The sequence below is a fragment of the Chryseobacterium oleae genome (assembly GCF_900115055.1).
GTDB classification, from domain to species: Bacteria; Bacteroidota; Bacteroidia; order Flavobacteriales; family Weeksellaceae; genus Chryseobacterium; species Chryseobacterium oleae.
The window spans coordinates 195,285-210,538 of record NZ_FOVD01000005.1 but is presented as its reverse complement, the minus strand read 5'-3'; the positions used below and the strand labels follow the sequence as shown (position 1 = coordinate 210,538).

General features: G+C 38.2%; 13 protein-coding genes. 7 read left to right on the top strand and 6 right to left on the bottom strand.

The genetic code is table 11. The annotated features are described in order from the left end of the window. Positions 1 to 4 precede the first annotated feature (4 nt). Positions 5 to 1,759 carry an aspartate--tRNA ligase gene (gene aspS, locus BM143_RS16590; protein ID WP_090025639.1) on the bottom strand — a complete coding sequence of 585 codons (1,755 nt, stop codon included), beginning with the start codon at positions 1,757 to 1,759 and terminating at the stop codon, positions 5 to 7. Between the two features lie 158 nt (positions 1,760 to 1,917). Further along, positions 1,918 to 2,277 carry an ankyrin repeat domain-containing protein gene (locus BM143_RS16585; RefSeq protein WP_167375304.1) on the bottom strand — a complete coding sequence of 120 codons (360 nt, stop codon included), beginning with the start codon at positions 2,275 to 2,277 and terminating at the stop codon, positions 1,918 to 1,920. A 112-nt stretch (positions 2,278 to 2,389) separates the two neighbouring features. On the opposite strand from BM143_RS16585, the gene BM143_RS16580 reads away from it, so the two are divergent. Both BM143_RS16580 and BM143_RS16575 read left to right on the top strand, forming a co-directional pair. Then, positions 2,390 to 3,784, top strand: coding sequence for an MATE family efflux transporter (locus BM143_RS16580; protein ID WP_072921338.1), 1,395 nt, complete (start codon positions 2,390 to 2,392; stop codon positions 3,782 to 3,784). A gap of 175 nt (positions 3,785 to 3,959) precedes the next feature. Next, the gene (locus BM143_RS16575; protein WP_072921339.1) at positions 3,960 to 4,079 is read left to right on the top strand and encodes a 30S ribosomal protein THX; all 120 of its coding nucleotides are present in this window, start codon (positions 3,960 to 3,962) and stop codon (positions 4,077 to 4,079) included. Positions 4,080 to 4,133: 54 nt separating this feature from the next. Here the strand turns inward: BM143_RS16575 and BM143_RS16570 are convergent, their stop codons facing one another. From BM143_RS16570 to BM143_RS16555, 4 genes are all read right to left on the bottom strand, one after another. Further along, the gene (locus BM143_RS16570; RefSeq protein ID WP_090025636.1) at positions 4,134 to 4,793 is read right to left on the bottom strand and encodes a DUF937 domain-containing protein; all 660 of its coding nucleotides are present in this window, start codon (positions 4,791 to 4,793) and stop codon (positions 4,134 to 4,136) included. 84 nt (positions 4,794 to 4,877) lie between these two features. Beyond that, on the bottom strand, positions 4,878 to 6,143 hold the full coding sequence (locus tag BM143_RS16565; RefSeq protein ID WP_090025634.1) for a protein O-mannosyl-transferase family: 1,266 nt from the start codon (positions 6,141 to 6,143) through the stop codon (positions 4,878 to 4,880). A gap of 40 nt (positions 6,144 to 6,183) precedes the next feature. Then, a complete protein-coding gene (locus BM143_RS16560; protein WP_090025632.1) occupies positions 6,184 to 7,443 on the bottom strand; it encodes a protein O-mannosyl-transferase family in 1,260 nt (419 codons plus the stop codon). Position 7,444: 1 nt separating this feature from the next. Next, a complete protein-coding gene (locus BM143_RS16555; RefSeq protein WP_090025631.1) occupies positions 7,445 to 7,954 on the bottom strand; it encodes a DUF2480 family protein in 510 nt (169 codons plus the stop codon). A gap of 165 nt (positions 7,955 to 8,119) precedes the next feature. Between BM143_RS16555 and lpxB the strand changes: the two genes are divergently transcribed. The 5 genes from lpxB to BM143_RS16530 all read left to right on the top strand — a co-directional run bounded on the left by lpxB (position 8,120) and on the right by BM143_RS16530 (position 15,245). Further along, positions 8,120 to 9,223: a lipid-A-disaccharide synthase gene (lpxB, locus tag BM143_RS16550; RefSeq protein ID WP_090025629.1), complete on the top strand. Its 1,104-nt coding sequence runs from the start codon at positions 8,120 to 8,122 to the stop codon at positions 9,221 to 9,223. Positions 9,224 to 9,281: 58 nt separating this feature from the next. After that, the gene (locus BM143_RS16545; RefSeq protein WP_090025628.1) at positions 9,282 to 10,370 is read left to right on the top strand and encodes a glycoside hydrolase family 99 protein; all 1,089 of its coding nucleotides are present in this window, start codon (positions 9,282 to 9,284) and stop codon (positions 10,368 to 10,370) included. A 271-nt stretch (positions 10,371 to 10,641) separates the two neighbouring features. Continuing rightward, a complete protein-coding gene (locus tag BM143_RS16540) occupies positions 10,642 to 12,411 on the top strand; it encodes a ComEC/Rec2 family competence protein (protein WP_090025626.1) in 1,770 nt (589 codons plus the stop codon). A gap of 143 nt (positions 12,412 to 12,554) precedes the next feature. Further along, positions 12,555 to 13,217, top strand: a complete 663-nt coding sequence (locus BM143_RS16535) for a succinate dehydrogenase cytochrome b subunit (protein ID WP_034723325.1) — start codon at positions 12,555 to 12,557, stop codon at positions 13,215 to 13,217. 15 nt (positions 13,218 to 13,232) lie between these two features. Further along, a complete protein-coding gene (locus BM143_RS16530; RefSeq protein WP_034723327.1) occupies positions 13,233 to 15,245 on the top strand; it encodes a fumarate reductase/succinate dehydrogenase flavoprotein subunit in 2,013 nt (670 codons plus the stop codon). The last annotated feature ends 9 nt before the right edge of the window (positions 15,246 to 15,254 follow it).

Here is a 15,254-nt window from a genome sequence, read left to right as displayed (position 1 = left end):
CAGTTTATGCTTTTAAGTTCAATTGTATTTCCAGTTCGTCCAGTTGTGCATCAGCGATGGATGCCGGCGCGTCGATCATCACATCACGCCCTGAATTATTCTTAGGGAATGCGATATAATCCCTGATCACTTCGTTTCCGTCAAGAATAGCCACCAAACGGTCAAATCCGAAAGCCAATCCACCGTGAGGCGGTGCTCCGTATTTAAAGGCATTCATCAGGAATCCGAACTGAGCTTCTGCTTCTTCTTTCGTAAATCCTAAGAGGTCAAACATTTTAGACTGAAGATCTTTATCGAAAATTCTGATAGAACCTCCACCGATCTCGTTTCCGTTAAGAACCATATCATAAGCATTGGCTCTTGCTTTACCCGGATCTGTTTCCAGTAAGTGGATATCTTCAGGCTTAGGAGAGGTGAAAGGGTGGTGCATTGCGTGGTAACGTCCGCTTTCTTCATCAAATTCCAATAACGGGAAGTCTACTACCCAAAGCGGTGCAAATACATCTCCTTTTCTCAGTCCCAAACGGTTTCCAAGTTCCATTCTTAAGGCAGAAAGCTGAGCTCTTACTTTATGTTCGTTTCCGGATAAGATCAACATTAAGTCACCTTCTTTAGCTCCGAATTTTTCAATGATCTTCGCCAGATCTTCCTCGTTGTAGAATTTGTTGACAGATGAGGTTTTCACACCATCATTCTGGAATTTAGCCCAAACCATTCCGGATGCTCCGATCTGGGGACGTTTTACCCATTCTACCAATTCATCGATCTGCTTTCTTGTATAATCAGCACATCCTTCTACATTGATTCCGACTACCAATTCAGCGTCGTCAAATATTTTGAAATCTTTTCCTTTGACAAGCTCGTTAAGTTCCACGAACTCCATTCCGAAACGGATATCCGGTTTGTCGTTTCCGTATTTTCTCATCGCATCAGCGAAAGTCATTCTCGGAAAAGCACCGAATTCCTGTCCTGTAATATCTTTGATCAGTGTTTTCGTCATGCCTTCAAAGACATTCATAATATCTTCCTGCTTTACGAAAGCCATCTCACAGTCGATTTGTGTAAATTCCGGCTGTCTGTCCGCTCTTAAATCTTCATCACGGAAACATTTTACGATCTGGAAATATTTATCCATTCCACCTACCATCAGAAGCTGCTTGAACGTCTGTGGCGATTGTGGTAGAGCATAAAATTGTCCCGGATTCATTCTACTCGGAACTACAAAATCTCTTGCCCCTTCCGGTGTAGATTTGATTAAAACCGGAGTTTCCACTTCGATAAATCCTTCGTCTGAAAGATAATTTCTCACCTTCTGCGCCATTTTATGACGGAAGATCAGTTTATCTCTTACCGGTGCTCTTCTGATATCCAGGTATCGGTATTTCATTCTTAATTCTTCACCGCCATCTGTTTCATCCTCAATAGTGAAAGGAGGAAGTTGAGACTCATTAAGAACGGCCAGTTTTTCAACTAAAATTTCAATTTCTCCGGTTGGAATATTTGGATTTTTGCTTACTCTTTCGATTACTTTTCCTGTCACCTGAATCACGAATTCGCGTCCCAGTTTTTTAGCTTCTTCCATCAATTGTGCAGAAGAACGGTCCTGGTCAAAAACCAGTTGGGTAATTCCGTAACGATCTCGAAGATCTATCCAAATCATAAATCCTTTATCACGGATAGTCTGTACCCATCCGGAAAGTGTAACTTCTTCATTAAGATTTTTCAGAGATAATTCTCCGTTCGTGTGTGATCGAAACATAATTATTTGTTTAAGGTTCAATGTTTAAGATATAGGGTTAAGCTTTCTGATCGTGAAATTCTCAACCCTAATTTCCGGTTGCAAAGATAAGATTTTTGCAGGTTCTGTAAACAAAAAAAACTTCCTTTCGGAAGTCTTGTATATTATTTTATGGCTTTTTAATTGTTGGTAGCGCCTTTTTGTATCAGTAGCTGGGCAGTTTGTTCTTTATTTCCCAATTTAGCCCATGAAAGCGGAGTTTTACCATTACACTCTTTGTTTACGTCTGCCTTATTTTCCAGAAGATACTTTATAATATTATTTCTACCATAAAGAGAGCTGAAACCCAATGCACTGAACATTTCATCTTTAAGAGGAAAGCATTTGTTGTACTCTGCTTTTGAAAAATTCTTTTTAAATGAAGTAACGTTGTCAGATTGAATAGCCTGCATCTGAGCTGAGCTTAGTGACTGAGCAGAAAGCATACCGGCAGATGCCGAGATGGTAAGTATAAAAACAGTAGAGATTATTTTTTTCATAAGATTCATTTTAAGAATATACAAATCTAAATTATTTTTTTGATATGAGTAACTAAATTTTTATAAGAATTGAATTTGTATTTTTGATAATCAGATAATTATTGATTAGGAAATGACTAGATATATAGATTTTTTGAAAAAAGCTTTCAGCGGTGAAGAGGTGGATTATACCAAAATAACGATCAGAAGCGCTGTACTTCTTCTGGCTGTTCCTATGATGCTGGAAATGGCTATGGAATCCGTTTTCGCATTGGTAGACCTGTATTTTGTAGGGCATCTGAAAGAAAGCGGATATGCCATCCAGACGGTAGGTTTGACAGAATCGGTGCTTTCTGTGATGTACTCTATTGCGATAGGGATGAGTATGGCTGCAACGGCTTTGGTGGCACGGCGGATTGGAGAGAAGAATCCGGAGCAGGCTTCCAGAAGTGCTGCACAGGTGTTGCTCGTTTCATTTGTCATTACCTTTTTGCTAAGCTTATTAGGGGTTATTTATGCAGAGGAAATTTTGATCCTGATGGGTTCAAAGCCTGAAGCTGCGGCTTACGGAAAAGATTTCACGAGGATTATGATGGGAAGCAGTGTCATTATTATGCTTTTATTTTTGATCAACGGAATCTTCAGAGGAGCAGGAAATGCAGCCATTGCGATGAAATCTCTATGGATCGCCAATATTGTGAATATTATTCTTTGCCCTGTCCTGATTAAAGGTTTTGGACCTGTTCCTGCTATGGGGCTTACCGGAGCTGCTTTGGCAACTACCATAGGGAGAAGTATCGGGGTGGTTTATCAGCTGTATCACCTTTTGGTTGCAGATACCCAGATCCGTATTGCGCTTCCTTATTTTACTCCGGATTTCAAACAGATCAAATCCATTGTTAAAATAGCGACACCTGGAATTTTCCAGTTTGTGATTGCATCATGCAGTTGGATTTTTCTGGCCCAACTGGTAGCGACTACCGGAGGCGAGAATGCTTCTGCAGGATATCAGACGGCTTTAAGGCTGATGATGTTCTTTATGCTTCCTGCCTGGGGATTGAGTAATGCCGCGTCTACGCTGGTAGGGCAGAATATGGGCGCCAATGAAATGCTGAGAGCAGAACAGTCGGTGATGAAAACCGTAAAATATAATGTGATCTTCATGCTGGCGGTAAGTTTAATATTTTTCCTGCTTGGAGATTTTCTGGTTGGATTTTTTACTCAGGAAGTCCATATCAAGGAGTTTGCTAAAAATGCACTGCACATTATGAGTGTAGGATTTATTTTTTATGGAATAGGGATGGTGCTCATCAATGCATTTAATGGAGCAGGGGATACCTGGACACCAACCTGGGTGAATTTCTTCGGGTTCTGGCTGTTTCAGATTCCGCTGGCTTATTTTCTTTCAAAACATTTCGGGATGGGGCCTAAAGGGGTTTTCATCTCCATTCCGGCGGCAGAAACTTTGATTACCATTGTGGCTTTTATTCTGTTTAAAAAAGGGAAATGGAAGACGGTGAAAGTATAGTGGGTGAGAAATTGAAAGAGGGAGAAGCTCATGTTTGCGACCTCAATAAATTCCCTCTTCCAGCCTCAGGCTTACCTTCTTATGCCTCGATTTTATAAAAATTTTAACAGCCTTAATTTTTGATTGTAAGCCATATTCCCTAATTTAGTATTTAATCAATAAAACATTTATCATTATGGGAAAAGGAGACAAGAAATCAAGAAGAGGCAAGATCAATTCTGGAAGTTATGGTAAAAGAAGACCTAGAAAAGGTTCTAAGTCCGTTGGTTCCTCTGAAACTAAAGCAAAAAGCTAAAAATAAAAAAGGCTGAAGATCAATCTTCAGCCTTTTTTGATATACAAAATTAAATTATTTTCCTCCTAAAATATTACCAAGGATGCTTCCTAATCCACCTCCCTGCTGCTGTTGCTGTCCCCCGCCACCGCCGAGTACACTTCCTAAAATATCATTAAGCGGGTTTCCTCCAGACTGCGACTGACCGCTTCCCAGAACACTTCCCAAGATATCATTCAATGGACTTGACTGCTGCGTCTGAGCCTGGCTGGATGCATTTCCAAGAATGCCTCCCAAAAGATCTCCTAAACCTCCTGCTCCTACATTATTCTGTTGTTTCTCTTTACCGATGTATCCCATGATTACCGGAGCCAGCATAGCTAGAATAGGTCCGATTTTATCGATGGAGATTCCTGTATTCTGAGAAAGTTCATTTTCTACATTGCTTTTCTGCCCTCCGAAAACGTGGTCAAGGATGGATCCTCCTTCAGCCTGTCTTGCTTCAGCTTGTGATGCATCATCAAGAATACTTCCGTCGTGGTCTTTATCTAAGGCATTGTTTAAGGCTTCTGCTTCGTTAGCATCCTGAGATTTGTTTCTAAGGTAAGAAATCACCAAGGGAGCTGCTACAGCCAATAAGGCAATAATCTGGTTTCTGCTGATCCCGAATTTGTTTTCTGCCTGCTCAGCAACCTGGTTGCTGGTGTTACCTGTAAGTAGGTCAATTAAACTCATAGTTTGTGTTTATTTTAAAGTATTAAGTAAATCAAAGTTATCAAAAAATGTGACTCACAAAATCTTTTCACTTCACAATTATTGTTAAAGTTTTTTAATCTCCTCCTCAGTATATCCCTTGCTTTTCAGCAGCTTTATGTATTCTACGGCACTTACGGTCATCCAGTTAATAGGTTCCGGTGCGGTCTTTTTATCAATCGTGAACTCTAGGATGCCTTCGTTATTGTTCATCCATGGAAGCATGTAATAATTCAGCCCTCCTTTATACTTTTTGAAAGTGTGAAATGTAGTTCCTTTTTCTGTCTGGATAACGGCTTTATAAGCGATGAAATACCCTAACGGAATAAAAAGGCATACCCATGAAAGTTTTTTAATAGCGGTATATTTAGGATGAGCCAATCCGTATCCCACAGACAGTGCAAAGATGACATTGAAAGGAAGGAAGAAAACATAATTGTCCGAAACGGCATAAAATGTTGAAAATCCGTATACACAAAGAGATCCGGCGAGAAAAACAAAAAACATTTTTCTATTGGAACTGTAAAGAAAAACAGCCCCCATCGCCCCGAAAAAAGTAAATATATTGAAATTGTAAATAAGGTAAACAAAAGACTGAAAGAAATCCTTTACATACTGCATAAAAGTCTTTCTGAAGGATTCTTCCACCCAGTTTCCCTGATCTGAACTGTAGGGTGATTTGAAAGGAAGCCCCTGAGACATATTCAGGACAAATAATGAAGTGAACAGCAATCCGAAAATCAATAAGGATGAATAGGCATATTTTTTTTCACTTTTAAAATAAAAAAGGAAAACAAAAAAAGCAGGAATCAGTAAAATATTCTGGATATGAACCCAAAGGCTGATGCCTAAAAAGATACCGGCCCATACGATATACTTTTTTTTATGTTCTGTAAAAGTCTTGATCACTGCAAAGAAAAAAAGGCTTACCCATAAAGTATTGTAGGTATAAACTTCTACTATCTCTGCATTTCTCCAGAACGAGAAACTGAATCCGAAAACAAACGCTGCCGCTACGGAAGCCCATTCTGTTTCAGTAATACTTTTAACCGTAAGATAGATCACAGAAACTGTTGCGGCTCCTGAAAGAACAATCAGTAAGCGGCTGGCCTCTATACCATTAAGTCCAAATATATTTTTAATTAAAATGACAGTATTAATATATAGAAAATGAGAAGTTGCCGTAGCTGTTGTGATGAATGTACCCTTTTCAGCATCCAAAACAAAACCAACGCAGTCTGCAAAAGGAATTTTTGTAAAACTTCCGGCGTAGTAAATAGCTGTGAAGATAAAAAATATAGATACTGCGTATAAAGTTTTAAGCTTAGGCATAAATTAATTCTTTGTAATTGAAACTGTTGCGCTGTAATGATTAAAATTCTCGGAGCTCATCTTCTGTATATCCTTTGGTTTTCATCAGCTCAATATATTCACGGGCAATGGTCTTCATCCATTGTACGGGCTCCGGAGCTGTTTTATCATCAATTGTGAATTCCAGAATACCGGGATTGTTGTTCATCCAGGGAAGAATAAAATAATTTAAACCTCCTTTATGTTGTTTGGATGTGTGAAAGGCTCTTCCTTTTTCGGTTGAAAATGCAACTTTATAGATCGCCAGATACCCCAGAGGAATAAGAAGACAAACCCATGAAAACTTTTTCACCACCGCATATTTCGGAGCTGAAAGTCCATATCCAATAGATAGTGCAAAAATAATATTAAATGGAAGAAAGAACACATAATTATCCGAAACCGCATAAAATGTAGAAAAACCGTACACACAAACGGCTCCGGTCAGGAATACAAAAAACATCTTCCTGTTTGCTTTGTACAGCAGAATTATACCTATCAGCCCAAAAAAGGTAAACAGGTTAAAATTATAAATAAGATAAGCCAGTGATTTTATAAGATCATTGACATACTGCATGAATGTTTTTTTGAAAGAATCTTCCACCCAGGTTCCATGCTCGGAACTGTAAACAGAACTTAGTGGTAATCCCTGTACTGTATTCAGAATAAACAGAGACGAGAAAAGCAATCCAAAAATCAATAAGGAACTGTATGCATATTTTTTCTCATGTCTAAAGTGAAAAAGAAAAACTAAAAATGCCGGAATGAGCAGGATGTTCTGAATATGCAGCCATAAACTGATTCCCAGAAAAAGTCCACTCAGGAGAATATATTTTTTTTTATTTTCTACAAAAGTTTTAATTATTGAAAGGAAAAAAAGACTTAGCCACAGACAATTATAAGTGTAAACTTCTACAATTTCTGCATTTCTCCAGAATGTAAAGCTCAACCCAAATACAATGGCTGCAGTGACAGAAGCCCATTCTGTTTTGGTAATACTTTTGACCGCTAAATAAATAACTGAAACTGTTGCCGCTCCTGAAAAGATCACCAGAAGACGGTTGGCTTCAATGGCATTGAGACCGGTCAGGGTTTTTAAAGCAATGGCTGTATTAACGTAAAGAAAGTGAGTCGTAGCTGCAGAAGTACCGATCCATTTGCCTTTTTCTACATCCAGCACAAAACCCAAACAGTCCGCAAACGGAATTTTTGTAAAACTTCCGGCATAGTAGACTGCCAGGAAAATAAAGAATAGAAATAAGGCAGATAAATATCGCTTCATATTAATTCTTTACAATAGGAACAAAGGAGCAGGCTTCACCAAACATTAGAGATTTAACGATTGGTTTTAGTTGCTCAACCAGTTCTATGTAAGCATTTTCAGGGATTTCTTTATCCGAACATCCCTTTACCAGAACTCGTTTTCCTCTCATATCTTCAAAATCATGAGTCTGAATAACGTTATGCATAATGATCACTTCCAGATCTTCACGATTCCCAAAAATGATTTTTTTGGCCACATCAGTAAGTTTGGCTGTCAGGACAAAATAAGCCCACAGCGGAACAATAGTATCCACAGAATTGTAAATATAGATGTAAGCGTCTTTGTATTCTTCAGGATTTATAGCATCTACTTTTTCCCTGAAGTCTTTTTCCTTCAGGATCATTTCCTGGAAAAGAAAATCCTTAAGGTCAATACCCTTTCTTATCCCCTTAGGAATCAGAGTGGATAAGTCAAAATTCACAAGGCCGCTTTCAGCAACTTTATTTCGGATTTCAAATTCTTCTGACATTTTTTATCATTATCTTTGGACAAATTTACAAATTAAGATCATGTAAACCTTAATTTGTTCTCTATCCTTACCATAGAAACCTCCCATAATTCGAAATCATTCTGGAAAGCGAAATCAGGGAAGGTTTGTGATGGCTATAAAAACAAATAAAAGATTTCGGAAGAAATGAAATATTACATTATTGCAGGAGAAGCCTCCGGTGATCTGCATGGAAGCAATTTAATGAAAGCCCTTTTACAGAAAGATCCGCAGGCGGAAATCAGATTCTGGGGCGGAGATCTTATGACAGCACAGGGCGGTACATTGGTAAAACATTACCGGGATCTGGCATTTATGGGGTTTCTGGAAGTGGCGATGAATCTGAGGACCATTCTCAACAATATCAAATTCTGTAAAGAAGACATCAAAAATAATAAACCGGATGTTTTGATTCTGATCGATTATCCCGGATTTAACTTAAGGATTGCCCGTTTTGCAAAAGAATTGGGGATCAAAGTGGTTTATTACATCTCTCCACAGCTCTGGGCCTGGAAAGAAGGCCGGGTAGAAATCATTAAAAAATATGTGGATGAAATGATGGTTATTCTTCCTTTCGAAGAAGATTTTTATAAAAAACATGGGGTTCATTCCCATTTTGTGGGACATCCGTTGCTGGATGCTATTTCAAGTTTAAAAGAAATCAGTACGGAAGAATTTAAAAAAGAAAACGGACTGAACGAGAAAGAGATTATTGCGCTTCTTCCCGGTTCCAGAAAACAGGAGGTTGAAAAGATGCTTGAAATCATGCTTTCCGTGAGGCCTTACTTTAAAAACTATCAGTTTGTGATTGCCGGTGCACCAAGTCTTACGAAAGAATTTTATCAGAAATATGTAGATGACAATGTTCATTTTGTTTCCAACAGAACTTATGATTTGCTTCGATGTTCAAAAGCTGCGCTTGTCACTTCAGGAACGGCAACTCTGGAAACGGCTTTGTTGAATATTCCGGAAGTAGTCTGCTACCGTGGAAGCAAAATTTCATACGCCATCGCAAAAAGGCTGGTGAAAAATATCAAATATATTTCTCTGGTCAATCTGATTATGGACAGGGAAGTAGTAAAGGAACTGATCCAGACCGATCTGAATACCAAAAATCTCGTGGAAGAACTGAATAAAATGATAGAAGGAGAAAAAAGAAACCAGGTTCTGGCAGATTACAGTCTTTTAAGAGAAAAACTTGGAGGAAAAGGAGCCAGTGAAAAGGCTGCTGAGGTGATTTTAAGTGTTTAGTACACATTTGCGATTGATTTTATGCTGAATGGTTTCATGGATTTAAATTTTTATTAAAATGAATTTTAAAAGCTTACTTATATTCATTCTTTTGACGGGTTTTTCCCTGAAAAGTTTTGCTCAACAAACTAAATCCCGTGAGCAGGTTCAGATCTTCTATTACGGCTGGTACGCGAACCCTGCTGTGGATGGAAAATATGACCACTGGAATCATGATATTCTGCCACACTGGAGCAATCCGAAGTGGAACAACTTAGGACATTACAAAGGAGGAGATGATATCGGAGCCAACTTCTACCCGGAGTTGGGAAATTACAGTTCCAATGATCCGGCGATCATTAAAAAGCACATGAAAATGATTAAAGATTCCGGTGTGGGAGTCGTTGTTTTGAGCTGGCTTGGAAAAGATTCGTTTGTGGATAAAAGTATCTCCAGATATCTGGATATCGCTGATGAGTTTGACTTGAAGGTTGCTTTTCACATAGAGCCATTCTATAAAAACATTACAGAACTTAGAGATCAACTTTCGTATCTGGTAAAGACCTATTCTCAGCATCACGCTTTTTATAAGAAAGACGGAAAGCCTCTGTACTACGTATATGACAGTTATAAAATCGCTCCGGAAGAATGGTCAAAACTATTATCTGAAAAAGGAGAAAAAACAGTTAGACATACAGAGCTGGACGGGTTGTACATCGGTTTGTGGGTTGAAAAAGAACATGCTAAGTTTTTTGAAACCTCCGGATTTGACGGTTTTTATACTTATTTTGCCAGTGAAGGCTTTGTTTTCGGGAGCACAACTTCCAACTGGACGTATCTTTCTCAATATGCAAAAGATCACAAGCTTATTTTTATTCCTTGTGTAGGCCCAGGATATTCTGACACAAGGATAAGACCATGGAATGAAGCCAATTTTAAAAGTAGGGAAAACGGGAAATACTATGAGAGAATGTTTGATGCAGCAGCAAAACTTAATCCGAATTTCATAGGAATTACTTCTTTCAATGAATGGCATGAAGGAACACAGATAGAACCGGCAATTCCAAAAAAGACAGGCAATTTCAAATATGAAGATTATGGAAAAGATCCGCAGCTTTATATCAAAGAAACCAGAAGATTAACGGACCGATTTTTAAAAGCGAAATAAGTTCAATTCTTAAAACGTAGAATTTATTACTTCGGATGATATTTTATTTAAAATTTTAATTAAAAAATAAGTCTGCCTTTGCAGATATTTTTCAAATACAAAAGCTGTCTCATCGAGGCAGTTTTCTTTTTTTGTGTAAATCTAATTTAGTAGTAAATAATCAAGCCCTCAGTTAGTCATTTGGAAGAAGATGACATCAGAATTCTGCAAAATCTGTGTTATTGAAGAGTCAGATAAATTATTATTTTTTGATTATCAAGAATAACATCATTTGAACAAACAGCCGCTTCTTATTCTGACCCTATGTTTTATCCTCGGAATCTTTTTTCAGGACAAATTGGTCTTGGAAGAAGTTTTGATTTACGTGGCTTTTGCGGGCTGCCTGCTGATTCTGCTTTCATTTCTTTTTCATTCTTACTTTCTGCATAGCATAAGGGCTTTTCTAATGGGACTGATGTTTTTCGGAACAGGAATCATCCTTCATTTTTTCAGCAGCTTTTCATCTGATCATTCTTCAGTTCCTCAAAATGCAATGATCACTTTTAAGATCTCGAAGAAATTAAATTCTACCGAGAAATATAAAAAATATGAAGCCCTTGTTTCTACGGAAAAAGAAAATTTTAATGCTGTTATGTATCTCCCGAAAAAAGATAAAGAACTGGATTTTAAACATTATTATAAAGCAGATGCCTATCTCTCAAAGCCGAGGCCGCCACAGTATGATTTTCAGTTTGATTATGCCGGGTATTTAAAAAGGAAAAAGATTGAATACCAGTGCTATATCTCTAAAGGAATTTCCTTCGCCAATAGAGGTGATCTGACCTTCAATGAAAGGATTCAGCAGCATCGTTTTAAACTACTACAGAAGATCGATAGCGCTGAAATGTCACCCAAAACCAGAGCATTTTTAAAAGGAATTATCCTAGCCGACCGAACGGAAACGGATCCGGAAACGGTGCAGGATTTTAACAGGTCTGGGATGGTTCACCTGCTTGCTATTTCAGGAACACATATCGTGGTGATCTTTGGAATATTTTACTTTCTTTTAACCAGATTCAGCCCTCTCAGGCTCAGAAAATACGCGATTGTTACCAGTATTTCTTTCATTTGGCTTTTTGCTGCATTTATTGGATTCGGGAATTCTGTGATGCGCTCCTGTATGATGCTGACGGTTTATTTTGTCTATGTGATTTTGCAGAGAAAACCGGATTTATTACATTCTTTATCCCTGTCGGCAATGATTATTCTGGTTGCAGATACGCAGCAAATTTTTGACGTTGGTTTTCAGCTTAGCTTTCTGGCTGTTTTAGGAATCTACTGGCTGAATCAACCCCTTTTAAAATACTTCCCCAAACAGGATGGCTACTTAAAAAAACTCTTCTTCAATGCGGTGACGATATCGTTTTCTGCACAATTGGCGACACTTCCGTTGGTTCTTTATTATTTTCATCAGTTTTCATTGGTTTCTATTCCAGCGAATATCGTGATTGTCCCCTTTTCAGAGCTCATCATTGTGTTTTCATTTCTGGTAACGATTCTTATTGGTCTGCAGATAGACTTTAGCTTAATCAATGCCATTTACGATGGTTCAATTCAGATTTTACTAAAACTGATCCACTGGTTTGCGGAAACGGATTTGCTCTTTTTTTCCAATATTCCGATGAATATTGCTGAGGTTTTGATTTTATTTGCTGTGGTTTATTGGCTGAGATCATTGCTTTTAAAAATTAATTTTAAAAATTCAATGAAACTTGTAAAAATTGTTCTCCTCTTTTTTATCCTCAGAACTACGTTTACTATTTTTGAAAACAGGAAGAATGAGCTCCTTATTCATGATTTTAATACAACCAAGGTATTGTCCGTAAAGAAGGGGAACAAAGTCTGTTTCTGGGCGGTTGAAAATTCGGATGAAAAGAAGTTAATGAGTTTTATAGCAGCTCCTTATTGCGCTTCAAGACGCATCCGCAATATGGAAATTAAGACTTTTCCAAAAGCAGCCCAAAAAGTGGTTTTTAACGGCAAAATATATGATTTAAAATAATAATTGGTATTTTGCATTTTATCCTCACACAATGCCTTAGATTCTTATTTAGAAAGATTACAAACTGGCTAATTGTGAGATTTCTCACTTCCCGATATTGTTAACATTTCTTAATTTTGTGGGAAATTCAAATTTAAACTTATATGGCAGGTTTAACGAGTTCTACGATAGGTAGAAAATATGCGATGGCATTATCAGCTATGTTTTTGCTGATCTTTCTTATACTGCATTTGACGACCAATTTGTTATCAGTCCTGAATCGTGATGCATTCAATACAGCATCAGATTTTATGGGCTATAATCCTTTTGTGCAGTTCTTAATGCAGCCTGTTCTTGGTTTTGCAGTTCTTTTCCATTTCATCATGGGATTTGTACTGGAAATTAAGAACAATAAAGCGCGTCCGGTAAAGTACGCTTCAAACAACCCTTCTGTGAACTCTTCATGGATGTCCCGAAATATGATTATTTCAGGTGCAGTTGTTTTGGCTTTCCTTGCGCTTCACTTATATGATTTCTGGCTACATGAAATCAACTACAAGTATGTGGAAGGAATTGCTCCTGATGCGGAACGTTTCTGGCCGGAGTTACATGAGAAGTTTGCAGATCTTTGGAGAGTTGCACTATACGTGATCTCTTTTGTTTTGCTTGGACTGCATTTGGCTCACGGTTTCCAATCTTCGTTCCAGTCTATTGGTGCCAGACATCCGAAATATACTCCGGTAATTAAAGCTTTTGGAAAATGGTATTCCATCCTTATTCCTGCAGGTTTTATTTTTATTGCAATTTTTCACTTCGTAACTCAATAATATCAATATACCAATATGAGTAAATTAGATTCAAAAATTCCGGCTGGTCCTTTAAAGGATAAATGGAAGCATCATAAAGACCATATGAACCTTGTTGCACCAAACAACAGAGATAAGATTGATATTATTGTTGTAGGGACAGGTTTGGCAGGAGGTTCTGCTGCAGCTACATTAGCTGAGCAGGGATATAACGTAAAAGCATTCTGCTACCAGGATTCTCCAAGAAGAGCACACTCTATTGCTGCACAGGGAGGTATCAACGCCGCTAAAAACTATCAGGGTGACGGTGACTCTACATACAGATTATTCTATGACACCATCAAAGGTGGTGACTACAGAGCGAGAGAGGCTAACGTTTACAGACTAGCTGAAGTTTCTGCCAATATCATCGACCAGTGTGTTTCTCAGGGAGTACCTTTCGGAAGAGATTACGGCGGTCAGTTAGATAACCGTTCATTTGGTGGGGTTCAGGTAAAAAGAACATTCTACGCAAAAGGACAGACAGGACAGCAGTTATTGCTAGGTGCCTATTCTTCAATGAGCCGTCAGATCGGTAAAGGAAGAATCAAAATGTACAACCGTCATGAAATGCTTGATCTTGTTATTGTAGACGGAAAAGCAAGAGGGATCATCGCAAGAAACCTGGTAACAGGTGAAATCGAAAGACATTCTGCTCACGCAGTAGTTATTGCTTCGGGAGGTTACGGAAACGTATATTTCCTTTCTACCAATGCTATGGGATCCAACGTTTCTGCAGCATGGAAGATTCACAAAAAAGGAGCATACTTCGCCAACCCTTGTTATGTACAGATTCACCCGACTTGTATTCCGGTTCACGGAACACAGCAGTCTAAACTGACTTTGATGTCTGAATCTCTTAGAAACTCAGGAAGAATCTGGGTTCCTAAGAAAATCGAAGATTCTGTAGCCATCAGAGAAGGGAAATTAAGACCTGAAAATATTAAAGAAGAAGATAGAGATTATTATTTAGAAAGAAGATATCCTGCATTCGGAAACTTAGTGCCTAGAGACGTTGCGTCCAGAGCTGGTAAAGAAAGATGTGATGCTGGTTTCGGAATCGAGAATAATGATACTAAAGAAGGTGTTTACTTAGATTTCTCTACAGAGATTATCAAAAAAGGTAAAGAAGCCGCTATCGAAAAACATATTCACAATCCTACAGATCAGCAGATCTATGATTTAGGAAAAGCCTGGATCGAGGAGAAATACGGTAACTTATTCGTAATGTACGAAAAGATTACAGCCGATGATCCTTACAAAACGCCAATGAAGATCTATCCTGCGGTTCACTACACAATGGGTGGTGTTTGGGTTGATTATAACTTACAGTCTACAATCCCTGGATGTTTCGTAATCGGTGAAGCTAACTTCTCAGATCACGGAGCTAACAGATTGGGAGCTTCTGCTTTGATGCAAGGTTTGGCAGACGGATATTTCGTACTTCCTTACACGATTGCAGATTATCTTTCAGCAGACATCAGAACAGGAACAATTCCTACAAACTCTGCAGATTTTGATCAGGCTGAAAAAGGAATTAAAGATAAAGTAGATTTCTTCTTAAATAATAAAGGAACTCATTCTGTAGATCATTTCCACAAAAAATTAGGACACATCATGTGGAATAAGGTGGGAATGGGAAGAACTCCTGAAGGCTTGAAAGAAGCTATTGCTGAAATCGCTCAGGTGAAAAAAGAATTCTGGGCAGACGTTAAAGTTCCTGGTGATGCCGATGGAATGAATACTGAACTTGAAAAAGCATTCAGAGTAGCAGATTTCATCGAGCTTGGACAATTGATGGCTATTGATGCTCTACACAGAAACGAATCTTGTGGAGGACACTTCAGAGAAGATCATGCTACTTCAGAAGGGGAAGCAGAAAGAGACGATGTTAACTTCAAATATGTGGGAGCTTGGGAATATCAAACAGATGATATCACCACTGAAGTTCTGCACAAAGAAGATCTGATCTACGAAAACATTGAAGTTAAAGCAAGAAGTTACAAATAATCTCCAACC